Source organism: Stenotrophomonas sp. SRS1, from assembly GCF_026130205.1.
Lineage (GTDB): Bacteria > Pseudomonadota > Gammaproteobacteria > Xanthomonadales > Xanthomonadaceae > Stenotrophomonas > Stenotrophomonas rhizophila_B.
This window is the reverse complement of sequence record NZ_JAINFD010000002.1, coordinates 222,764-245,312: the sequence shown is the minus strand read 5'-3', so window position 1 is coordinate 245,312 and position 22,549 is coordinate 222,764. Positions and strand designations below refer to the sequence as shown.

At 66.4% G+C, this 22,549-nt stretch carries 19 protein-coding genes and 1 pseudogene; 9 read left to right on the top strand and 11 right to left on the bottom strand.

Annotation, left to right across the window (positions count from 1 at the left end; translation table 11 throughout):
- Window positions 1-6: 6 nt before the first annotated feature.
- Window positions 7-1,308, bottom strand: coding sequence for a homogentisate 1,2-dioxygenase (gene hmgA / locus K4043_RS06855; protein WP_265308699.1), 1,302 nt, complete (start codon window positions 1,306-1,308; stop codon window positions 7-9).
- A gap of 127 nt (window positions 1,309-1,435) precedes the next feature.
- Window positions 1,436-2,551, bottom strand: coding sequence for a 4-hydroxyphenylpyruvate dioxygenase (gene hppD / locus K4043_RS06850; RefSeq protein WP_265308698.1), 1,116 nt, complete (start codon window positions 2,549-2,551; stop codon window positions 1,436-1,438).
- Window positions 2,552-2,678: 127 nt separating this feature from the next.
- Between hppD and K4043_RS06845 the strand changes: the two genes are divergently transcribed.
- Window positions 2,679-3,167, top strand: coding sequence for a MarR family winged helix-turn-helix transcriptional regulator (locus K4043_RS06845; protein WP_026070113.1), 489 nt, complete (start codon window positions 2,679-2,681; stop codon window positions 3,165-3,167).
- A gap of 24 nt (window positions 3,168-3,191) precedes the next feature.
- Here the strand turns inward: K4043_RS06845 and K4043_RS06840 are convergent, their stop codons facing one another.
- From K4043_RS06840 to K4043_RS06820, 5 genes are all read right to left on the bottom strand, one after another.
- The gene (locus K4043_RS06840) at window positions 3,192-4,334 is read right to left on the bottom strand and encodes a hypothetical protein (protein ID WP_265308697.1); all 1,143 of its coding nucleotides are present in this window, start codon (window positions 4,332-4,334) and stop codon (window positions 3,192-3,194) included.
- Between the two features lie 118 nt (window positions 4,335-4,452).
- Window positions 4,453-5,061 carry a thioredoxin family protein gene (locus K4043_RS06835; protein WP_265308696.1) on the bottom strand — a complete coding sequence of 203 codons (609 nt, stop codon included), beginning with the start codon at window positions 5,059-5,061 and terminating at the stop codon, window positions 4,453-4,455.
- 8 nt (window positions 5,062-5,069) lie between these two features.
- Window positions 5,070-6,572, bottom strand: coding sequence for a peptide MFS transporter (locus tag K4043_RS06830; RefSeq protein WP_123729945.1), 1,503 nt, complete (start codon window positions 6,570-6,572; stop codon window positions 5,070-5,072).
- A 243-nt stretch (window positions 6,573-6,815) separates the two neighbouring features.
- Entirely contained in the window at window positions 6,816-7,694 is an 879-nt protein-coding gene (locus tag K4043_RS06825; protein WP_123729944.1) for a tryptophan 2,3-dioxygenase family protein, read from the bottom strand.
- Between the two features lie 71 nt (window positions 7,695-7,765).
- The gene (locus K4043_RS06820; RefSeq protein WP_265308695.1) at window positions 7,766-8,404 is read right to left on the bottom strand and encodes an NAD(P)H-binding protein; all 639 of its coding nucleotides are present in this window, start codon (window positions 8,402-8,404) and stop codon (window positions 7,766-7,768) included.
- 134 nt (window positions 8,405-8,538) lie between these two features.
- Between K4043_RS06820 and K4043_RS06815 the strand changes: the two genes are divergently transcribed.
- The 3 genes from K4043_RS06815 to K4043_RS06805 are packed head-to-tail and all read left to right on the top strand — an operon-like array spanning window position 8,539 to window position 11,338.
- The gene (locus K4043_RS06815; protein WP_265308694.1) at window positions 8,539-10,101 is read left to right on the top strand and encodes a GGDEF domain-containing protein; all 1,563 of its coding nucleotides are present in this window, start codon (window positions 8,539-8,541) and stop codon (window positions 10,099-10,101) included.
- A gap of 45 nt (window positions 10,102-10,146) precedes the next feature.
- A complete protein-coding gene (locus K4043_RS06810) occupies window positions 10,147-10,668 on the top strand; it encodes a sigma-70 family RNA polymerase sigma factor (RefSeq protein ID WP_265308693.1) in 522 nt (173 codons plus the stop codon).
- Between the two features lie 10 nt (window positions 10,669-10,678).
- A complete protein-coding gene (locus tag K4043_RS06805) occupies window positions 10,679-11,338 on the top strand; it encodes a hypothetical protein (RefSeq protein ID WP_265308692.1) in 660 nt (219 codons plus the stop codon).
- A 12-nt stretch (window positions 11,339-11,350) separates the two neighbouring features.
- On the opposite strand, the gene K4043_RS06800 is transcribed toward K4043_RS06805, so the two are convergent.
- A complete protein-coding gene (locus K4043_RS06800) occupies window positions 11,351-12,262 on the bottom strand; it encodes a DUF808 domain-containing protein (RefSeq protein ID WP_123729939.1) in 912 nt (303 codons plus the stop codon).
- A gap of 166 nt (window positions 12,263-12,428) precedes the next feature.
- Here K4043_RS06800 and K4043_RS06795 point away from each other — a divergent pair.
- Both K4043_RS06795 and K4043_RS06790 read left to right on the top strand, forming a co-directional pair.
- Window positions 12,429-14,084 (top strand): annotated as a pseudogene (locus K4043_RS06795) (AarF/UbiB family protein); the annotation flags it as partial.
- A gap of 282 nt (window positions 14,085-14,366) precedes the next feature.
- Window positions 14,367-16,469, top strand: a complete 2,103-nt coding sequence (locus K4043_RS06790; RefSeq protein ID WP_265308691.1) for a phosphoglycerol transferase I — start codon at window positions 14,367-14,369, stop codon at window positions 16,467-16,469.
- A gap of 163 nt (window positions 16,470-16,632) precedes the next feature.
- Here the strand turns inward: K4043_RS06790 and K4043_RS06785 are convergent, their stop codons facing one another.
- Window positions 16,633-19,059: a DUF3772 domain-containing protein gene (locus tag K4043_RS06785; protein WP_265309313.1), complete on the bottom strand. Its 2,427-nt coding sequence runs from the start codon at window positions 19,057-19,059 to the stop codon at window positions 16,633-16,635.
- 106 nt (window positions 19,060-19,165) lie between these two features.
- On the bottom strand, window positions 19,166-19,414 hold the full coding sequence (locus K4043_RS06780) for a hypothetical protein (protein WP_121040674.1): 249 nt from the start codon (window positions 19,412-19,414) through the stop codon (window positions 19,166-19,168).
- 182 nt (window positions 19,415-19,596) lie between these two features.
- Between K4043_RS06780 and K4043_RS06775 the strand changes: the two genes are divergently transcribed.
- From K4043_RS06775 to K4043_RS06765, 3 genes are all read left to right on the top strand, one after another.
- On the top strand, window positions 19,597-20,091 hold the full coding sequence (locus tag K4043_RS06775; protein WP_265308690.1) for a lipocalin family protein: 495 nt from the start codon (window positions 19,597-19,599) through the stop codon (window positions 20,089-20,091).
- A gap of 7 nt (window positions 20,092-20,098) precedes the next feature.
- Window positions 20,099-21,310 carry an FAD-dependent oxidoreductase gene (locus K4043_RS06770; RefSeq protein ID WP_265308689.1) on the top strand — a complete coding sequence of 404 codons (1,212 nt, stop codon included), beginning with the start codon at window positions 20,099-20,101 and terminating at the stop codon, window positions 21,308-21,310.
- A gap of 98 nt (window positions 21,311-21,408) precedes the next feature.
- Window positions 21,409-21,924, top strand: a complete 516-nt coding sequence (locus K4043_RS06765) for a hypothetical protein (protein ID WP_123729934.1) — start codon at window positions 21,409-21,411, stop codon at window positions 21,922-21,924.
- A gap of 82 nt (window positions 21,925-22,006) precedes the next feature.
- On the opposite strand, the gene K4043_RS06760 is transcribed toward K4043_RS06765, so the two are convergent.
- Complete coding sequence (locus K4043_RS06760) at window positions 22,007-22,441, bottom strand: PepSY domain-containing protein (RefSeq protein WP_259258801.1); 435 nt, start codon at window positions 22,439-22,441, stop codon at window positions 22,007-22,009.
- Between the last annotated feature and the right edge of the window lie 108 nt (window positions 22,442-22,549).

The window sequence follows — 22,549 nt, the reverse complement described above, 5'->3', positions numbered from 1 at the left end:
GCCCGATTACCCCGAGAAATTCGCCTTCAACCCCTGCCAGCACTGCTGGTACCCGCGCTGGCGATGCGCCGCATCCATCGCCTGGGCGGTGGGGCGGATCACGCCGCGGGTTTCGAACATGAAGGCCATGGTGTCCTTGATCACGTCCGGCCTGCTCAGGTCGGCCGCGGAGGCCTTCTCGAAGGTCGCCGCATCCGGGCCGTGGCCGCTCATGCAGTTGTGCAGCGAGGCACCGCCGGGTACGAAACCTTCGGCCTTCGCATCGTAGGCGCCGTGGATCAGGCCCATGAATTCGCTGGCGATGTTGCGGTGGAACCACGGCGGGCGGAACGTGTTCTGCGCGACCAGCCAGCGCGGCGGGAAGATCGCGAAGTCCATGTTGCTGGTGCCCGGGGTGTCGCTGGGCGAATGCAGCACGAGGAAGATCGAGGGATCGGGATGATCGTGGCTGATCGAGCCGATCGTGTTGAAACGGCGCAGATCGTAGCGGTACGGCGCGTAGTTGCCGTGCCAGGCGACCACGTCCAGCGGCGAATGATCGATATCCGCACGCCACAGCTGGCCCTCGAATTTGGCAATCAGTTCGAACGCGCCGTCGATGTTCTCGAACGCTGCATGCGGGGTTTCGAAGTCGCGCGGATTGGCCAGACCGTTGGACCCGATCGGGCCCAGGTCGGGCAGCTTCAGCAGCGCCCCGAAGTTCTCGCAGACGTAGCCACGTGCGTCGCCGTCGGGCAGTTCGACACGGAAGCGCACACCGCGCGGGATCACCGCGATCTGCTGCGGCTCGATCTCGATCACGCCCATTTCGGTGAGCAGGCGCAGGCGGCCGAGCTGCGGGACGATCAGCAGCTCGCCATCGGCGTTATAGAAATAGCGGCCCTGCATGTCGCGGTTGGCGGCATACAGGTGGATTCCCACGCCACCGTGCGCGTCCGGCGAGCCGTTGCCGCCCATGGTGTACAGCCCCTCGATGAAATCGGTGGGCGTGCTGGGCAGCGGCAACGGATCCCAGCGCAACTGGTTGGGCGAGACCGCGCCCTGCGCGACGTCGCCGTGCAGGTTCGGCTGGCTGAAGGGGGTGAATTCGCCGTGGGTCACCGCGGGACGGATGCGGTACATCCAGCTGCGGCGGTTGCTCCCGCGCGGCGCGGTGAACGCGGTGCCGGACAGCTGTTCGGCGTACAAGCCATGGGCGACACGCTGCGGGGAGTTCTGCCCCACCGGCAGCGCACCGGGCACCGCCTCGGTGGCGAACTCGTTGCCGAATCCGGTCTGGTAGCCGCGGGCGGTGAGGGAGGTGCTCATCTGTGCGTGTCCTGGCAAGGCCTGGAAAGAGACGGAAAAGTTACTGGCACTACAGTCTGACGGCCGGGGTCACCCCGGCACGCCAGCGATACGGCGGCCGGGTCGGCCCCGGCGCCGCGATGTCACGTTACAGCACGCCGCGCTTCATCTGATCGCGCTCGATGCTTTCGAACAGCGCGGTGAAGTTGCCTTCGCCGAAGCCTTCATTGCCCTTGCGCTGGATGATCTCGAAGAAGATCGGGCCGATGCAGTTGGTGGTGAAGATCTGCAGCAGCTTGCGCTGCTTGGTCTCCGGGTCGGCATCGATCAGGATCTTGTTCTTGGCCAGGCGCGCGACGTCTTCACCGTGGTTGGGCACGCGCAGGTCGATCACATCGAAATACGTGTCCGGCGTATCCAGGAACTCCACGCCCTGGGCGCGCATCGCTTCCACGGTGTCGTAGATGCTCTCGGTGAAGCAGGCGATGTGCTGGATGCCCTCGCCCTTGTAGGCGTCCAGGTACTCGTTGATCTGGCTCTTCGGATCGGAGGATTCGTTGAGCGGAATGCGCACGATCCCATCCGGGGCGGTCATCGCCTTGGACACCAGGCCGGTCTTGAGGCCCTTGATGTCGAAGTAGCGGATCTCGCGGAAGTTGAACAGGCGCTCGTAGTAATCCGACCACTGCTGCATGTTGCCGAAGTACAGGTTGTGGGTCAGGTGATCGATGAAGGTCAGCCCGAAGCCCTTCGGGCGCTGGTCCACCCCTTCGATCGGCGCGTAGTCGGTATCGAACATGCTGCCGCTGGCGCCGTAACGGTCGACCAGGTACAGCATGCAGTCGCCGATGCCCTTGATGATCGGGGCGGCGACGGCGCGGGTGTCGGGCTTGAAGTCGATCGCTTCGGCGCCGTTGCCCAGGGCCATCTGGTAGACCTCATCGCCCGGCTTCTTGAAGCGGATGGCGAAGCCGCAGGCGCACGGACCGTGCTTTTCGGCGAAGTCCGAGGCGAACGAGTCCGGCTCTTCATTGACCAGGAAGTTCACGTCGCCCTGGCGATAGACCGTGATCGCACGCTGCTTGTGGCGCAGCACCGCAGTGAAGCCCATCTTGCGGAAATAGTCGTGCAGTTCCGCGCCACGGCCGGCCGGGGCGGCGAACTCGACGAACTCGAAACCATCGATGCCCATCGGGTTTTCGAAGGTGGTGACCTGCATGCCCGGATCGGGTGCGAAGGACGCGGTGCTCGTTTGGCTGGTCATGCTGTGGCTCCAAAGCAGTCCGCATCGGAAAAAACCAGGTGCGGTAGGAAGGCAGACCCGCGAGAATGCGGAGTCCGGAACGTAGGTTATAGTTTCACATGAAACCACCATCAAGGTGCACCGCAGCATGAGCCCGCCCGATCCCAGCAGTCACAGCATCCGCGCCTCGCACGCCCTGCTCGATCTGGAGCAGTTCCTGCCGTACCGGCTGAGCGTTCTGTCCAACCGCGTCAGCGGCAACATCGCCAAGCTGTACGGGGACCGTTATGGCCTGGCGATCCCCGAGTGGCGGGTGATCACGGTCCTGGCGCTGTATCCGGGCTCGTCGGCCAGCGAGGTGTCCGATCGCACCGCGATGGACAAGGTCGCGGTCAGCCGCGCCGTGGCCAGACTGCTCGAACGCGGCTTCATCAAGCGTGAAACCCACGGCGATGACCGCCGCCGCTCGGTGCTGGCGCTGTCCGCCGCCGGTTTCGAGGTCTACGAGACCATCGCCCCGCTGGTGATCGATATCACCCGCAAGCTGATGTCCGTACTCAGCGAGGAAGAGGAGCAGATGCTGGAAACGCTGATCCTGCGCCTGGCCGGGGAAGGCCTGCAGCGGATGGACGAGTAGGCAACGACCGTTGGTCGTTGCGGCTCAGCTGAGGTGCTTGCGCCGTGCATGCACCCACGGCGCCGCCAGTGCGCCGATGGCGCCGGCGGCAAAGCCCAGCGAGGCGGCCACGGCGGCCGCCTCGATCGCGCCTGGCAGGGCCAGTGCCGCCACTACCAGCAGCAGCGACGGCAGGCCGATGAACACCGCCATGAAGTAGCGCCAGCGCGGTGACCACGTCCCGACCTGGAGCAGGCTGACCGGCATCCAGGTTTCTGCCGATGCGTCCTGCGCGACCTTGGCGGCGACCTTGGTCAGGTCGGCCTCGACCGGCCCTTTGCCGCCGCGTGCGCTGGCCAGCATCGCCGCCACTTCATCCACGGCCGGGAAGCTGGTCGGCCAGGTCTGGGGAGCACTGACGCCGTAAGCGGTCAGCAGCGGCACGCTGATCCAGGGCGCCCGCAACGGACGCACCTTGCGGCGGTCCATCACGCACCAGATCTGGGTCACGCCATGGGCGGTAACGCTGTACAGCGCCAGCTGCGCTGCGGCCGGGTACGGCAGCATATGCACGCGGGCGGCCATGCTGTCGTAGCCCATCGCGCGCAGGAAACCGGGGCGGGTGCGCCCTTCGTGTGCCCACGCCAGGCCGAGTGCGCCGACCAGGTAGGCCTCGGCAGGATCTTTCACACCTGCACTGGCGCGATCATCGCTGGCCAGGAAGAAGGCCAGGGACTTGGGTTCGGCGACATCCTGCTGATCCCAACGCCCGGCATCGCCGAGCACGTGCTTGAGCGGCAGGCGGGCGGGCGCGGTCTCGTCCTTGCTGGCGTTCTGCAGGAACGGCACCACGCTCAGCACGAAGCCCTGCAGATCCACACCCCGGATGCCGCTGCCCTGCCACTCGGTGGGAATCAGGCCGGGCAGCGTGCCCTGGCGTGCCAGCGCGTCCAACTGCGCTTTCTGCTCGACCAGTTTCTGCACGGCCGCCTTGAGCAGCACGTTGTCCGGCACGGACACCATCGGCAGGCGGTAGCGGATCGCGCCGGGCCCCGGGGTATCGGCCTCGGCCTCCAGCGCATCGGGTGCGGTCTGGTCATCGAGCAGCACATCGACCGGCGGCAGGCTCACACCGGCCGGTGCATCAAGGCAGACTTCGGTGGTGCTGTCGCTGGTACCCGGCTGCATGCGTCGATTCCGTCGGTTGTCCGCCACGAACAGCGCGGCATGAGGTCCTTGGAGGTAGCGGCAGGGTGGCGCGGAAATTGAGCGCAAAAAAAAGCCGCGGAATCCGCGGCTTTTTCGATCACGACGCCTTCGGTGGCGCCCATTGCTTCATGAAGGCGAAGAAGCGGCCACGGTCGTAGCCCTTCTTCTGCCCCTTGTCCGCCTCCAGCTCACCGGTGAACTGCGAATGCAGCAGCGTGCCGTCGGCATCGAGCACGAACAGGTGCGGGTAGCCCTTCACTGCCGGGAACTGCGACAGGAACGACGCGTTCTCGTTCTCTTCGCTGTAGTTGACCTTCATCCAGACATAGTTCGCATCGCGGAAGCTGCGGATCTCCGCATCGCCCTCGATGAAGCCGTCCATCAGATGGCACCACGGGCACCACTCACCGCCCACATCCAGGATGATCCGCTTGCCACCGCGCTGGGCCTCGACCTTGGCCGTGGCCAGATCGGCGACCGGATCGCGGGCCGGATCGAACTGGGCGTTGAGCGCCGCGATCGCGGCGATGTCCGCCGCGGCCGGGGTGTTGCCCGAGGCCACCGGTTCGCCTGGATCGGCGACCGGGGTCTTCTGCTCGGAGGTATCCAGCGGCTGCGCAGGCGCAGCGGTGGGCGTCGACGACGGCGAACAGGCAGCCAGCAGGCCGGCCACGATCATCGACATTCCCGCTGCTTTCATGCGCATTGCAGACCTCACTTGACGCCGTGCATCAGCTTGTTGATCAGCGGGGCGACCAGGAACAGCACCACGCCGGAAATGATCAACGCCCAGAAGCCGAAGGTGTAGCCCTTCAGGGCCGACTCCACGGTCATGCCGCCTTCGCCGCTGACCACGCCGGCGAAGATGCCGGACATGTTGTTGCCGATGCCGGTGGACAGGAACCAACCGCCCATGCCGAAGCCGACCAGACGCACCGGGGCCAGCTTGGTCACCATCGACAGGCCGATCGGCGACAGGCACAGCTCACCCACGGACTGGATGACGTAGACCATGAACAGCGTCCAGAACGGGATCTTGCCGTCCACGACCATGCTCGACAGCGCCACCATCAGCAGCGCGAAGGCCGCACCGTTGAACAGCAGGCCCAGGCCGAACTTGCGCGGAATCGACGGGTTGGCGCGACCCAGCTTGATCCAGATCCAGGCAATGATCGGGGCCAGGGTGATGATCGCCACCGAGTTGACCGACTGGAACCAGGCAGTCGGGAATTCCCAGCCACCCAGGTTGCGGTTGACGATGTTGTCGGCCAGGAAGGTGAACGAGCTGCCGGCCTGTTCGAAGAACATCCAGAACATCACGTTGAAGGTGAAGATGATCAGCATCGCGATGACGCGGTCACGCTGGACCTTGCCTTCACGGATGCCCTCCACCAGCAGCAGCACTGCCAGCGCGATGAACATCACGCCCAGGATCCAGGCCAGCGCGGTGGCACCGGTGGAGAGCAGGAAGAAGGCGACCGGGATCGCCACGATGGCACCGATGAACACCATCACGATGCGGCCATAGCCCTCGGCGCCGGCCGGCGGGGCGCCAATGCCCTTGAGGCCGGCACGGCCGACGTAGAACCAGGCCAGGCTGATCAGCATGCCGATGCCCGAGGCGATGAAGACCATCTTGTACGACGGCATCGCCTTGGTGCCGAACACGCTCTCGGCCAGGTACTGGGTCAGCACCGGGGCGATCATCGCGCCGATGTTGATGCCCATGTAGAAGATGGTGAAGCCCGAGTCGCGGCGCTCATCCTTCAGGCCGTACAGCTTGCCGACCATGGTGGAGATATTGGGCTTGAACAGGCCGTTGCCGATGATGATGGTGGCCAGGCCCAGCTCGAAGATTTCCTTGTTGGGCATCGCGACCATGAACAGGCCCGCAGCCATGATCACCGCGCCGGTCAGGATCGAGCGCTGGTAACCCAGTACCCGGTCGGCAACGTAGCCGCCGAAGATCGCCGCCGCATAGACCAGCGCCAGATAGGCACCATAGGTCCGGCTGGCTGCGGCCTGGCCGGCCGAGTCGCCTTCGAAGAACTGCGCGACGATGTACAGCACCAGCGCCCAGCGGATCCCGTAGAACGCGAAGCGCTCCCAGAATTCGGTCATGAACAGCATCCACAACGGGCGCGGATGGCCCAGCGTGGTCTTGAACTCCGGCAACGCCGGTTCGGGAACGGATTTCGCGGCGGTGTCTACGCTCATGCGGGATTCCTGGGTTCGGTGGAAGACATGCACGTCCGATGTGCGAAAGCAGCGCGGGAGAATCCCAGACCAACCACGTTCACGTCAAATACACGCTGATGTGTACCGCTGGCAGCACGGTCGCTGAACTTGCATCTGAAACTGCCGGGGTAAAACCGTCAGCGCAGCAATGGCGGGGCCTGCCGCACGGTAGCGGTGATAGATACGCCAAATATGAATAGGCTTATTGGCGCCCGTGCTCGATCACTCGTCTGGCGGCATCGGGTCGTCGTTGCGGATCGTGGTGCGCACCTGGAACAGTTCCGGGAAGAAGGTCAGTTCCAGCGCCTGGCGCAGGAAGCCGACCCCGCTGGAGCCACCGGTCCCGCGCTTGAAGCCGATCACCCGCATGACGGTGCGCATGTGGCGGAAGCGCCACAGCTGGAAAGCGGTCTCCAGATCGACCAGGTCCTCGCACAGCGCGTACTCACGCCAGAACCGATCGGTGTTCTGGTAGATCCGCTCGAACACCGGGTGCAGCGCATCGTCGGCCACGTGCGGCTGCTGCCAATCGCGCCCCTGATAGCCGGCTGGGACCGGATGGCCGAAGCGGGCCAGGTAGCGCAGGAACTCCTCATACAGACTGGGGGCGTCGAGCACCTCCTGCAGCTGGGCCTGGCCGGCCGGGTCATGCGAGAACACCTGCAGCATCTGCGCGTTCTTGTTGCCCAGCAGGAACTCGATGTAGCGGTACTGCAGCGACTGGAAGCCCGACGACGGGCCCAGCACGTCGCGGAAGCCCATGTATTCGGAGGGGGTCAGCGTCTCCAGCACCGACCACTGCTCGGTGAGCTGGCGCAGCACCTGCTTGCTGCGCGCCAGCACCTTGCGGCACTGCCAGACCTCATCGCGCTGCAGGAACCCGATCGCCGCGCGCAGTTCGTGCGCCAGCAGCTTCAGCCACAGCTCGGAGGTCTGGTGCTGGATGATGAACAGCATTTCGTCATGGTGCGGCGGGTTGGACAGCGGCTGCTGGGCCGACAGCAGCTGATCCAGGCGCAGGTAGCCGCCGTAGGTCAGCCGCCCCTCCAGATCGGTGTGGATACCGGCTTCGAGATCGCGTTGGTTCTTGTCGACGGACATGGCAGGGACCGCTTGAGGGGCAGAAAGGGTAGCGCAGTGGCCCGGTGGCCGTGCATCTGGCGGCCGGCGGCTTACCGTTCCACCAACTCTGCCGAGCGCACGACGTTGACGCCCGGCGCCGGTGCCAGGGCTGCCTCGACCAGCGCGGCCGCAATGCGCTCGGCCGGATTGATCCGCCACGCCCGCGGAAGGGCCGGACCCAGTACGCCCAGCACCAGGCTGGCCAGATGCTCGCCGGTGCGCCGCTCGGCCCGCTCGCCCCCGATCAGCCCGGGGCGGACCAGGGTCAGGGAGGGGTAGCCCAGTTCCCGCAGGTCCTGCTCCAGCTGGCCTTTGACCTGGTTATAGAAGATGCGCGAGCCCGGGTCGGCCCCCATTGCCGAGTTCAACGCGAAGGCATGCGCGCCTTGCGCCCGCGCCAGCCGCGCCACCGCCAGCGGCGCGTCATGGTCGACCCGCGCGAACGCCTCCTTGCTGCCGGCCTGTTTGATCGTGGTACCGAGCGCACAGATCACCGCATCCACCGCCCACCAGTCGGCCGCGGCCGGCAGCTGCGCGAAGTCCACCACCGGAGTGAGCAGCGCCGCATCGGTGGTGTCCAGCGGGCGGCGGGTCGGGGCGACCACCGCATCGCAGCGCGGGTCGTCCAGCAGTTGCCGCAGCACATGACCACCGACCAGCCCGGTCGCACCCACCAGCATCACCTTCATCGCATTCTCCTGCCTTGCTCGTGCTTACCATCCTGCCATGCAGGATCGGTTCAAGCGTGACCGGACTGCGCCGATACTGTTCCCACCTCTCCACCGCTCCGGCCCCTCGGCCGTGCCCTGCAAGGATCTGCCGCATGACGGACCCGCACGACGCTCCCCCCAGCCCCGGCACCGCCGTAGGCCGGCTGCTGTCGCGTCGACAGAGCGTGGGCACCGTAGTGGACGCGGCCACCGGGCCCGCCCCGGCCCTCAAGGGCGGCAGCAGCGCGATGCTGCAGCGGCTGTTCGCCGGGATCGATTCCCCCGAGCCCTTGCTGGCCGCGTTCGCCAATGGCATGTCCACCCTGCCCGGCGAGCTGGGCGATATGGGCCTGCGGCTGCAATCGGCCCAGCGCAGCGCTGACTGGGTCAGCTACGGCCGCGCGATGCGCCAGCTGATCGACAAGTACATCCGCACCATCGAGCAGGAAACCCCCGACGGTCAGCCCGACAGCCTGCGTCTGCGCGAGTTGCTGCGGCACACCCTCGGGGTGACCGTGGCCAGCCTGCTGCAGAACATGCCTGAACTGCGCGAAGAGCCCGGGCACCTCGCCGGTGAGGTGCATCGCTGGCATCCCGGCCAACCGCTGCAGCCGATCGAAGTCCGGCTGCGCGAGCTCTCCCACCAGATCGGCGTACGCAGCGATGGCTGGCAGGAACAGCAGGAGCTGTTGCTGAGCCTGTTCGATCTGCTGCTGGACAACATCGGCGAGCTGCTCGACGACAGCAGCTGGCTGCACGGCCAGGTGCACGCGGTGCGGTCACTGATCGGCGGTCCGCTCGATCGCGACTCGGTGGAACAGGCACGCGCCAACCTGCGCGAAGTGATCTACAAGCAGGGCCTGCTCAAACAGGGGATCGTGGAATCCAAGGCCGCGATGAAGAACGTCATGGGCGGCTTCATCGAGCGCCTGGATGGCATGGCGGTCAGCACCGGCGAATACCACGACCGCATCAGCAGCTACGCGCTGGCCCTGAAGGAAGCCCGCAGCATCGCCGATCTCAACCAGCTGCTGCAGGACGTCCTGGTGGACACCGGCCGGGTGCAGGAGCAGGCACTGCAGGCGCGCGATCACCTGGGCAACGCACGCCGCGAGGTGGAACAGGCCGAGCAGCGCATCGCCGAGCTGGAGCAGGAACTGCGCGACGTCTCCGGGCTGGTCCGCACCGATCCACTGACCGGCGCGCTCAACCGGCGCGGGCTGGATGAACTGCTTGAGCGCGAAATGGCGCGCGCCGCCCGCCATGGCCATCCGCTGGCGCTGGCCCTGCTCGACCTCGACGATTTCCATCAGACCAACACCCTGCACGGCCATGCCGGCGGCGATGCGGTACTGCGCCATCTGGTCGAGGTCTGCCAGCTGCATCTGCGCAGCAGCGATGCGATCGCGCGCCTGGGCGGGGATGAGTTCGTCCTGCTGCTGCCGGAAACACCGGCGGCGGACAGCATGTCCACCCTGCTGCGGTTGCAGCGCTCGCTGGCGCAGCGGCCGCTGCCGTTGGACGAGCAGCGTGTGCCGGTGCATTTCAGCGCCGGCCTGGCGCAATGGCAGCCGGGCGAAGCGGCAGACGCGCTGTTGCGGCGCGCCGATACGGCGCTGTATGCGGCCAAGCGGGTTGGCAAGAACCGCGTGCAGGCTGCCGAGCCGGCGCGCTGATCCGGTGGCTGTGATATTCCGCGCCCCGGCGCGAATCACCCGGGTATGCACATGACTCTGCCCCGCACCGCCCACGATCCACGCGCGCGCTTCGCCGCGTTGCTGGAGCAGCACCGCGGCATCGTGCTCAAGGTGGCGCGCGGTTACTGCCATCAGCACGAGGATCGGCTGGATCTGGTCCAGGAGATCAGCGTGCAGGCGTGGGCGGCATTCGAGGATTTCGACCCGGCGCGGGCGCGCTTCTCGACCTGGTTGTATCGGGTGGCGCTCAATGTGGCGATCTCGCAATGGCGCCGCCAGCAACATCGGCACCACCACACGCCATTGGATGATGACCTGCCAGTGGTCGACGACGGCCTTCCACCCGAACAGCGCCACGCGCTGCGCCAGCTGGAGCTCGCCATCCACGCGCTGCCACCGCTGGACCGCGCCCTGATGCTGCTGCACCTGGACGACCACGACCATCGGCAGATGGCCGAGGTGCTGGGCATCAGCATCGCCAATGTTTCCACCCGCCTGCACCGGGTGCGCCAGCAGCTGCGCACCCGCTTGAACCCCACCGACTGAGGGAACCGCCATGCAACCGGATGAGCTCAAGCAGCTGTGGAGCCACGCCAACGCTCCCACCGACGCGCAGGAGGCCTTCGCGCTGGATGCGTGGCGCAGCCATCGGCAACGGGCCGTACAGCATCAGCTGGGAGCCTTCAGCCTGTGGCAGTGGCTGCAGCTGGCGATCTGGCTGGCCGTGGCGGTGTATTGCGGCAGCCAGTGGTGGCAGCAACCGCCGCTGGCGGTGATGCTCAGCGCGCTGTCCCTGCACGCGTACTGCATCGCGGCCATCATCGTCAGCATCACCCGCCTGCAGCGCCGACGACAGCTGCATCCCACCCTTACGGTGGTGGAGCAATCGCAGCAGTTGGCCGCGCTGCGCTGGCATACCGCACTGACCGAACTGCTGCTCGGCCTGCCGTGGTGCTGGCTGTGGCTGGCGGTGCCGGTGCTGGTGGCCTGGCAGGCGTGGGGGGTGGATCTGGGCGCGTTCGCCGCACCGTGGCTGCTGGTATCGCTGGGTGCAGGGACGCTGGCCATGCTGGCCGCATGGGTCCTCGCCCGCCGCTGGGCCCAGCGCGCGCCGGCATCGCCGCGGCTGCAGCGCGCGCTCGACGCGCTCTCCGGGCGCCGCCTGGCCCGTGCCCGCGCCGAGTTGGAGGCCCTGCGCGGGTGGGAATCGGCCTGAGCTGGGCGAGCCTCAGTGCGCGGGCTTGGCCCCGCGCAGCTTCTGGAATGCGCTGACGGCGCCCAGCACTACCGCGCCGATCACCACGCCGACGATCACGTTGCCCAGCGCGTTGATCAACCAGCCCCAGCGGCCATCGCCGCCCATCTCCAGAATGGCGTGATGCAGCGGCGCGATGCTGTGCACCAGGATCCCGCCACCGACCAGGAACATCGCTGCGGTACCGGCCACCGAGAGGAACTTCATCAGCCACGGCGCAGCCACCAGCAGGCCCCGGCCGATCGCGGCCAGCGCGGCGCCCTTGTTGGACAGGTACAGGCCCAGATCGTCGAGTTTGACGATACCGGCGACCAGGCCGTAGACGAACACCGTCATCGCCAGCGCGATCACCACCAGCGCGGTGACCTGGTTGAGGAAGGGGGCGCTGGACACCACGCCCAGCGACAGCACGATGATCTCCGCCGACAGAATGAAGTCGGTGCGGATCGCGCCCTTCACCTTGTCCTTCTCCCACGCCACCATGTCGACCTTCTCATCGGCCAATGCCTTGACCCGCTCGGCCTTGCGCTGCTCGTCCTCATCGCGCGAATGCAGGAAGCGGTGCGCGAGCTTCTCCACGCCCTCGTAGCAGAGGAAAGCGCCGCCGATCATCATCAGCGGGGTGATCGCCCAGGGCAGCCAGGCACTGATCGCCAGCGCGGCCGGCACCAGGATCGCCTTGTTGACCAGCGAGCCCTTGGCCACCGCCCACACCACCGGCAGCTCCCGGTTGGCGCTGACCCCGGTTACCTGCTGGGCGTTCAGCGCCAGATCGTCGCCGAGCACGCCGGCGGTTTTCTTGGCCGCGACCTTGGTCAGCACCGCCACGTCATCCAGCAGGGACGCAATATCATCGAGCAACGCGAACAGACTGGCACCGGCCATGGTGGATCCAAAGGAGAAGGCGGAAGCGCCGATTCTGACCGATCCGCCCCCTGTCGCGGTAGCAGGCGCGGATTCACCGGCCCACCACTGCCGCCCGGCCACACTGCCGGTGATCGTCGCCCCGGAGTCCTGCTTGAACACCACGCCCGTCGTTCCCGGTTCGCCGTCGCTGGTCAAGGGCATGAACCGCCGCAGCCAGATCCTGCGCCTGCTGTTGCGCTACCGTAATTCCGGCGTGTTTTCAGGCATGAACCTGGATGCACGCGCGGTCCACGATGTGCCGCCGGACGGCAACCCGGAGCAGTTCGTCACCGATCTGGAATCGCTGGGTCCGACCTTCGTCAAACTGGGACAGATGCTTTCCACCCGGCCGGACATGGTGCCGGTGGAGTTCGCCACGGCCCTGGAGCGCATGCAGGAGAACGTGGCGCCGATCCCGGTCGAGCGCGTCGCGGCGATCATCGAACAGGAGCTGGGTGCCTCGGTCTCCAAACTGTTCGCCAGCTTTGATCCGGTCCCGCTGGGCTGCGCCTCGATCGCCCAGGTCCACCGCGCCGAACTGCATGACGGGCGTCAGGTGGCGGTCAAGGTGCAGAAGCCCGAGGTCGCCGCACAGCTGCGCTCGGACCTGGAGGTGCTGCGCAGCTTCGCGTTGGCCGCTGACCACCTCACCCAGGTCGGCCGTCGCGTACGCCTGCGCGACTGGCTCAATGAGTTCGCCAAGACGTTGATGCAGGAGCTGGACTACCAGGCTGAGGCCGAGAACCTGCAGCGCTTCGGTCAGCACCTCAAGCCGTTCAAACCGCTGTGGATGCCGCAGCCGATCTGGGACTACTGCAGTCATCGCGTGTTGACCATGGAGCTGGCGCAGGGCGTGCGCGTGGACATGATCCCCGACGTGCGCCGCACCGAGCAGCCGATGGCGCCGCTTGCCGCTGCATTGATCCGCGGCTATGTCGATCAGATTTTCGTGCACGGCGAGATCCATGCCGATCCGCACCCGGGCAACCTGCGCGTCACCCCGGACGGTCGTCTGGCGATCTTCGACCTGGGCATGGTCGCGCACATGCCGCCGCGGCTGCGCGAGCGGTTGTTGAAGCTGTTGTTCGCAGCGGTGGACGGGCGTGGCGAGGAAGTGGCCGACGAGATCATCGGCATCAGCACGCGGCTGGAGTACTTCGACGAGGAACGCTACCTGCGCGAGACCGGCCAGGTCATCGCACGCTACGCGGCCAACAGCAGCTTCTCCGAGGGCCGCGTGGTGCTGGACCTGGTGCGCATCGCCACCGCCAGTGGCCTGCGCACTCCGCCGGAGCTGAGCCTGCTCGGCAAAGCACTGCTCAATCTGGAAACCGTCTGCCGACTGCTGTCGCCCGACCTGGATACGCGCCGCATCGTGGAGAAACAGCTGCAGCACGTAATGCGCGCACGCCTGAAGAAATCACTGTCCAAAGCCAACCTGGCCAGCGAAGCGATGGAGATCCAACAGCTGCTGCGCGATGGGCCGCGCAAGATGACCGACATCCTCGCGCTGCTCGCCGAGAACCGCCTGCAGATGAAAGTCACCGGGCTGGAAGAATCACGCCTGATGGAAAACCTGCAGAAGATCGCCAACCGCGTGTCCGCCGGTATCGTCACCGCCGCCCTGATACTCGCCGCAGCGATGATGATGAAGGTCGATACCGGCTGGCATCTGTTCGGCTATCCGGCGATCGCATTCACCTTGATGTTGATCGGTGTGTTCCTGGGATTGGGCATCATCCTCAGTGCGTTGATCTTTGATCGTCGTGCACGTTCGAAGGAAGAACGCGGGCACCGTTGACGCGTTGTCCACGCGCGGCACGCATTCAGACACAACGAAGACACCTCCGCAACGTGCGTTGCAATGCTGCATCGCGCGAACTTCTTCACGCGCGTTTTACGTCGCATATAGCAATGCGATGCGTGATGAAGTATGTCGTTTTCAACAAACATTTCAGTCAGGTTCGTGCAGGCATGATCGAGTCATCGGCTTGTCATGCATGTGTGGTTGAGACAGCCGGTCGGATGGGAACTGCGTCGTCATGACGTCCATCACCACCTGTCTCCACTGCCAAAAGTGCTTATGCTCTGGATCCTGCTGCTGTCACTGTTGCTGCTCACCTGGCTGTTCCTCGCATCTGACAAGTGGGTGTGGTGGAAGGCAAGCCTGATGTCATTGCTGCTGCTGACGCTCAGCGCATGGTGGTTGATCAACAAGTTGTCCGGTGACGGCCTCAATGCAGCCACGCTGTACCACCTCGGCGCGGACATGGAAGGCGCCGGTGTCGCCGACTTCAAGCACTACATCGCCGGCTTCATCGCGCTCGCCTTGGTCTCGCTTACCCCCTTGCTGCTGGCACGCCTGCGTCGTCGGCCCCGCCCCGCGCATGGCAAGGCGGTGTTTGCCGGCTTCCTGGCCATGTGGTTCGTCGCCATCGTGGTGAGCCCGCTGTACAGCGATGGCCAGCGTCTGTACCAGCAGATGCGCCCGGTCGACTACAGCATGGTCAAAGCCGAATACCGCGTGCCGACCCAGCCGCTGACCAAGCCGCGCAACATCGTGTGGATCTACGGCGAAAGCCTGGAGCGCACGTATCTCAATGAAGAAACCTTCCCGGACCTGATGCCCAACATCAACCGGCTCGCCGCGCAGTCGCTGGACGTGCGCGGGCTGGTCTCGGCCGAAGGCGGTGGCTGGACCATCGCCGGCCTGGTCTCCTCGATGTGTGGTGTGCCACTGACCACCGCCAAGGAAGACGAAAACAGCATGGGCCGCATGGGCAGCTTCCTGCCCGAAGCGGTCTGCCTGGGCGATTACCTCAAGCAGCAGGGCTACACCAATCACTACCTGGGCGGGGCCAACGGCCAGTTCGCCGGCAAAGGCCAGTTCCTGGCCACGCATGGCTTCGATACCGTCGACGACCTGGCCTGGTTCAAACAGCAGAAGATCACCCGCGCGCATTTCTCCCCGTGGGGCGTGCATGACGATGTGCTGCTGGACAAGGCATACGACCGCTTCGTGCAGCTCTCGCGCAAGGGCGAGCCGTTCATGCTCACCACGCTGACCATGGACACCCATCACCCGGCCGGCCATCTGCCCGTGGCCTGCAAAGGCACCCGCTACAAGAGCGAGCACGGCAACATCGGCATGCTCAATGCGCTCAAGTGCACCGACGGGCTGATCGCCAAGCTGGTCGACCGTATCCAGGCCAGCCCGTACGGCGAAGACACCCTGATCGTGATCGCTTCCGATCACCTGGCCATGCCGAATGATCTCAGCCATATCCTCGCCAAGCAGGACCGCGAGAACCTGCTGCTGTTCCTGGGCAAGGACATCGCCCCGCGCCAGCTGGCCGCACCGGCCGGTTCGACGCTGGATTCGGGCGCGACCCTGCTGAGCCTGATCGATCCGGCCATCGATTCGATCGGCTTCGGCCGCTCGCTGCTGCATCCGGAGCGTTCGGACAGTGCCAGCGCCGCGGTGTTCCGCGACAACGGCAAGGACTACCCGCGTTACCTGGCGTTCTCGCGCTCGCTGTGGCTGGGCGACAAGACCCGCCAGCTGCGCATCGATGACGACAACCAGGTGGTGATTGGCCTGCAGCATGTGCAGCCGCCGGTGCTGCTGGAGTACGACAAGCACTGGGACCTGAAATCGGTCTACCTGGAGAACACTTCCAAGCAGTTCGATCTGGCCGATCCGTCCAATACGCTGGCCTACGTGGATCGCTGCACCGCGTTCGAGGACGGCTCGGCCGATGGCGACTGGTGCGCGATGCTGGTCAACCAGGACAAGGGCATCAAGCTGTTCCGCGATGACCAGCTGCGCGGTGGCGTGGCGGTGGATGGGCCGCTGGATCCGTTCAACGGCCCGCGCCCGAGCATCCGCCAGGCGCACATGATCACCCAGAAGGGTCGCCGCACCCGGGCCGGCCAGTACATGGTGCAGCTGGTGACCAAGCAGTCACCCGACCGCGGCTTCTGGATCGAGGCGGTCTCCTCGCAGCGCAAGGTGGTGGTCGCCCAGCAGTGGGTACAGCCGGATGCCGAGGGGCGCATCAACCTGAGCTTCGGCCTGGACCACGAGGTCGATGATCTGGAAGTGCGTGCCTGGTTGAACCACGCCGAGAAGCTGGCCGTGGATACCTTCGCGCTGGTGCCGTCGCGCCGCGGCAACCGCGGCTGATCCGGCCGTCCCGGGCGGTGCCGGGCGCTGTCGGCCGTCGATATCGGTAGTGTCGGCCGCTGGCCGGCTCCCGATTCTCTCTGCATCGTGCAGCTGCCGGCCAGCGGCCGGCACTACCTGCGTCGCGACGATACCGACCGACGGTCGGTAGCTACCGGCCTGCTTACGCGTCGGGGTCGGGCTTCGCTGCCGGGTCACGCACCAGATGGATATCCGTCGGCGAGGACAGCGCGATCCCGGCAGCGGCGAACGTCTGCAGCATCGTGAAGTACAGCTCGCTGCGCGCTCCGTATACCGCCCGTGGGCCGGAGACGTAGGCGAAGCTGTTGATCGCGATCTGCCCGTTGGCGATCGAGTCGATGAACACCGACGGCGCCGGATCGCTGAGCACGCCCGGGTGCTCGGTGTACGCATCCAGCAGGATCTGGCGCAACGCGGCCACATCGGTGTTCAGCGGCACCGAGAACTGGATCTGGATCCGGCCCTGCGCGTTGCCCATCGTCATGTTGCGGATGGTCTTGGTGATCAGTTCGGAGTTGGGCACGATCAAGGTGGACTTGTCGCCGACCTGGATCTCGGTCGAGCGCACGCTGATCCGCTTGATGTCGCCTTCCTGGTCGCCCAGCTTGACCCAGTCGCCGATCTTGACCGGCCGCTCGGCCAGCAGGATCAGCCCCGAGACGAAGTTCTGGGTGATCGCCTGCAGACCGAAGCCGATACCCACCGACAGCGCGCTGACCACCAGTGCCAGCTTTTCCAGGCCGATGCCCAGCGCGGTGACACCCCACAGCACCGCGGCGATGATGCCGAGGTAGCGGGTGACGGTGCTGATCGAGTTGCGCGCACCGGCATCCAGCTCGGTCTTGGGCAGGTAGGTGTCGCTCAGCCAGCGCTGGAAGGTCTGCATCACCGCCCACACCACCAGGAACACCAGCACCGCATACAGCACGCTGCTCGGCCGGAGCGTGGTCTCACCGATCTTCAGGCCGCCGGACAACGAGTCCAGCCCGCCCAGGAAAGCGTTGAGGTTGCCGAACGGCGCGGCCAGCATCAGCACGCCCAGCACGATCACCCCGACCCGCAGCACCGCCGAGAGCAGCACGCCGGCCTGCTCCACCCGCGACTCACTGAGCCCGGTGGTCAACACGATGGTCTGCCCGGCACGGCTGCTGGGCGCGAGCACCCAGGTGGCCAGGTCATCGGCAAACTTGAGCAGCAGCGAGACCGCCATGAACACCACCGCGACCCAGACCAGCTGCTGGGCCACGAACAGCGCGAAGTTGAGATACCCCAGCAGTGTGGCGATCACCGCCGCGGCCACGGCGATGTGGCCGATCAGGCGCGCCAGCACGATCCAGCCACTGCGGCGAGGCGCCCCCCGCACCTTGCCATCACCACCGGCGCGGGGATCGGCCCGTGCTTCGGCTTCGGCGGCTTCGGCCGCCTGACGGTTGTGCATGCGCGCCAGCGAGGTCAGGATCGCGATGATCAGCCCCAGGTAGGTCAGCGCCATCAACCCATCGGCGGCCACCGTGGTCACCTCGCTGGTGCGGGCTGCACGGTCGAGGGCGACCAGCATGATGCTCAGCCAGGTCAGGCCGGCCGCGCCCCAGGCGTACTTGCGCAGCCGCAACGCCGCGCTGTCATCCAGCGACAGCAGCCGCCACGACGGGCGCTTGGGGACCAGCAGACAGGCGCTGAGCGCCGCGATGAAGGCGGCCACGAAGGTGGCTACCTCGAAGGTCTCGGCCACCTGCTGCAGGCGCGGCGGGATCGCGCCGATCGCGTCCAGCGATTCCACCAGGGCCACCGCCGCCAGGCCCGGCAACAGCGTGCCGACCAGCAGCAGCCACACCGCCAGGCCGGAGCGGCGCAGGCGTCCATCGGGTGCACGCTCGGAGGCGGCAAAGCGGCGCCCCAGCGCGCGCAGCCACAGCCGCAACGGGAAGAACAGCACCAGTGCGACCGCCAGGCCGATCAAGGGCGCGTTCCAGCCATGCTTGGCAATGGCCTTGCGGGCCGCGTCTTCGCCCAGGCGGTAAAGAATGGCCAGGCGGTGCACATCGTCCGGCACATCCTTGGCGAAGCTGCGCCACAGCGCAGGTGACAGCGGCGAGGCGACCTTGCGGCTCAACTGTTCGCTGAACTGGGTGACCCGCATCTTCTCGATGCGCTCGCCGAGCTGCTTGGCATCCACTGAGAGCAGCTTGGCGCGGGCGATCTGCGCGGTGATGTCGGCCTTCTGCTGGTTAAGCGCCTTGCGCTGCCGGCTCACTTCCGGCGGCTCGACGGTGCCTTCGGCGACCTGTCCAAGCTGCTCGAGCCGCGCATCCACCTGCTGACGCTGCGGGTCGAGGGCGCTCTGCAGGCCGTCGGCATCGCGCTGGACGGCCAGGGCGCGGTCGGACAACGCCTTCAGGGTTTCAGTGGTGCCCGCATCTTCCAGCGCGTCACTGGTGGCGCGCAGCGCTTTTTCGGCCTGGACCAGTTGTCTGGCCAGGTCCGGGGGCGGATCCGTGGCCTGCCCAAGCGCGACCGGCGCGGCGCCGAGACAGGTGAACAACAGCAGCCAGCCCAGCGACCGCACCACAAACGAAGAATGACGAAGCGACACGCCAGCACCAACGGTTCGCGCGGACCACCGCGCCTGCCCGCGACTATAAACCGGGCCCCGTTCAGAACAGGTATGCGGGCGCTCAGTACTTCAGGCGGAGCTCCTCGACCTGCGGCTGCAGGCGGGCATACCAGTCCTGGAACTCTTCCTCGGTGATCTCCTCGGGCGCGTAGACCGCGATCTCATCCCAGGCGTGATCGGTCGGCAACGGCTGCCGCGGCCCGGCGCGCAGGGTGTAGGTCACGCCCTCGTGGTCGAGCACATCGTCGGCGGTCTCGCGCTGCTGGCGGGCAACGCCGGTTTCGCTCTTGAGCAGAATCACCTGGTACATCCGCATCTCCATCGCTGTTGAAAGAAGCGCTGATGGCGCTCCGGCCCAGCATAGCGCTGCGACCGCAAGCGGGACATGACGCGACCACAACGGACTGTCTCGACGCCGCACTCGCCCCGGCTTCACCCGGCCGTGGCAGCGGCCCCGGCATCGTGGGATCGCACTCCCACCAGCGTTCACCCATGACCACACCGCCCGACCTGAAAACCGTTCCCGACCTCAAGCTGCCGCGTTACCTGGGCACCTGGTACGAGATCGCCCGCCTGCCGATGAAGCATGAGCCGGAAGGCTGCACGGATGTGTCCGCGCATTACAGCCTCAAGGACAACGGCCACGTTGCCGTGGTCAACCGCTGCCGCATGGGCAACGAGATCGAGGAAGCCGACGGCGAAGCCTGCCCCGTGGACAACGACACCGCGCGGCTGGAGGTCAGCTTCCTGCCCAAGGGCCTGCGCTGGCTGCCGTTTACCAAGGGCGACTACTGGGTGATCCAGATCGCACCGGATTACAGCGTCTCGCTGGTCGGCAGCCCGGACCGCAAGTTCCTCTGGCTGCTCTCGCGCACGCCCACGCTGGACCGCACCACGCAGGAGCACTATCTGGCCCAGGCGCGCCTGCAGGGCTTCGACCTGACCGAACTGATCCAGACCCCGCACACCGGCCACCCCACCGCCTGAGGCTGCCATGGATCTGAAGAGCGGGTATCCGTTCTGGGCCGTGCGCAACGGCCTGATGCATGCCTTCCCACCGCTGGAGAAGGATCTCAACTGCGAGGTGCTGGTGGTCGGCGGCGGCATCAGCGGCGCGCTGATTGCGGACGAGCTGTGCGCGCACGGTCATGATGTGGCGCTGATCGAACAGCGCGACATCGGCTGGGGCAGCACCGCGGCCAGCACTGCGTTGCTGCAGTATGAGATTGACACGCACCTGATCGACCTGGCCCAACGCTACGGCGAGGACGCGGCGGTGCTGGCCTATCAGGCCTGCGCCGAGGCGATCCCGGCCATCTGCGAGGTGGCCGCGTCGTTCCGCGATGTGGACTGTCACCGCATGGCCAGCCTGTACTACGCGAGCAAGCGCGGGCACCAGGCCGTACTGGCCGAAGAATGCGCGCTGCGTGCCAAGCACGGCTTCGATGTGCGCTGGCTGGACAGCGAGGCGGTCCAGGCCGGGTACGGCATCCGCGCACCGGGCGCAATCCTCAGCGCGCTGGCCGCACGCATCGATCCGTACCGGCTCACCTATCGTCTGCTGATGCGGCTGCACACGCGCGGCTGCGGGGTCTACGACCGTACCGTGCTCGATACGCTCACCCCGACCCCGCGCGGCGTGACCGCCACCACCTTGGGCGGCGCCCGCATCCGTGCCCGCCACGTGGTGATGGCCACCGGGTATGCCGGGCAGCGCTGGTTGAAGCCCTCGGTGGCCCGCAACCGCAGCAGCTACGCCTTCATCACCGATCCGATCCATCCGGACCTGCTCGGCCCCCTGCGCGAGACCATGGCCTGGGAATCGGCGCGGCCGTATCTGTACCTGCGCAGCACCGGTGACCACCGGCTGCTGATCGGCGGCGAGGACGATGCCATCGATCTCCCGGCCCGGCGCGACCGCCGGGTGGAGAGCAAGACCGTCACGCTGCTCAAGAAGACCACCAAACTGTTCCCGCACCTGCCGCTGCAGCCGGCCTTCTCCTGGGGCGGTACCTTTGCCGAGACCCACGATGGCCTGCCGTTCTTCGGCCCGCACCCACAATGGGGGCCGCGGGTGCTGTTCGCCATGGCCTACGGCGGCAACGGGATCACCTATTCCATGATCGGGGCCGGGCTGCTGCGCGCGGGCATCGAGCGGCGCCGGCATCCGCTGACAGAGCTGTTCGGATTCGGCCGGTTGCGTTGAGTTCCCCTTGCAACCCACGCCATGACAGGCATCATTCAAACTATGCCTGCTAGCGTCAGCGCTGTCGGCCGTCCCGCCTGTCTGCTCCGGAGCCTCTCATGATCCGCCTGCTTCCCCTGCTGCTGTGCCTGTCCCTGCCCGGTGTGGCGCTGGCCCAGTCTGCGGCAGGCGCCACCGGCCCGCAGTCCTCGACCGGGCTGGATCTGAGCATTCCCGATGCGCCCATGCAGTACTTGAGCGATCAGTCCCTGCGCGGCGATCCGCCGGGCACGTTCTACGGCGATCGTACCGGCCGGCGTTCAACCGATCGTGCAGCCAACGGCATCGCCCACGTGACCGACGACAAGCTGCGGGTCAACGGCAGCCTGACCACCGGCATCGGCTACTCGGAGAATTTCGGCAATACCCACTACAACGCTGCCGAACTCAACCTGAGCAAGAACTACACCAATGACGAAGGCAACACCCGCAACGTCAACATCAACATCCGGGTGAGCGAAGGCAAGGGTCCTGGCTTCTACGGCCCCTATGGTGCATACGGCTATGACGGCTTCGACGGTTACGGTGGCTACGGCCGCGGCCCGGGCTACTGGGATTACCCCTCGCGCTGGTAAGCGCGGCATCCCTCACGCGGACATGCGGACGGCCGGGGAAACCCGGCCGTTCGTGCATCCAGGGCGCGGTGGCGCGCTGGAATCAATCCCACCAGCCATCACGCTTGCTGGCGAGCACGCGGCCGTCGTGGCCACTCATGCGCACTTCCACGCGCTGGTTGCGGGCGTTGCGCGCATCCAGGGTCCAGGTCGCGCCATCGCGCTCGATCGACTCGATCTGCGTCAGCCCGGCCTTGCCCGCCAGCGCCAGGATCTGCCCGGCGTCCAGCACAGCGCGGCCATCGCGCGGATCGAAGATCTCGCCCTTGGTGTCATCGATGATCACTTCATCGACAGTGCCGTCCTTGCGGGTCACGTCCGCTTCCCACACGCCATCGTCGTGCTCCAGCTCATGCACCTGGGTGTAGCCGGCCGCGCTCAGCTTGGCCTGGACCTGGGCGGCCGACAGGTTGGCGGCAAAGGCCGGGGTGGCGAACAGCGCAGCGGCCAGGGCGGTAGCGGCAATCATCGTCTTCATGGGAATCCTTGAGGGGGGCACCGGTCCATTCCGGCACCGCCAGTCTGGCCACCGCGCCTAACCGGACCATGAGGGCGACTGTTAGATACTGTTTAGACAGCCCCGGTA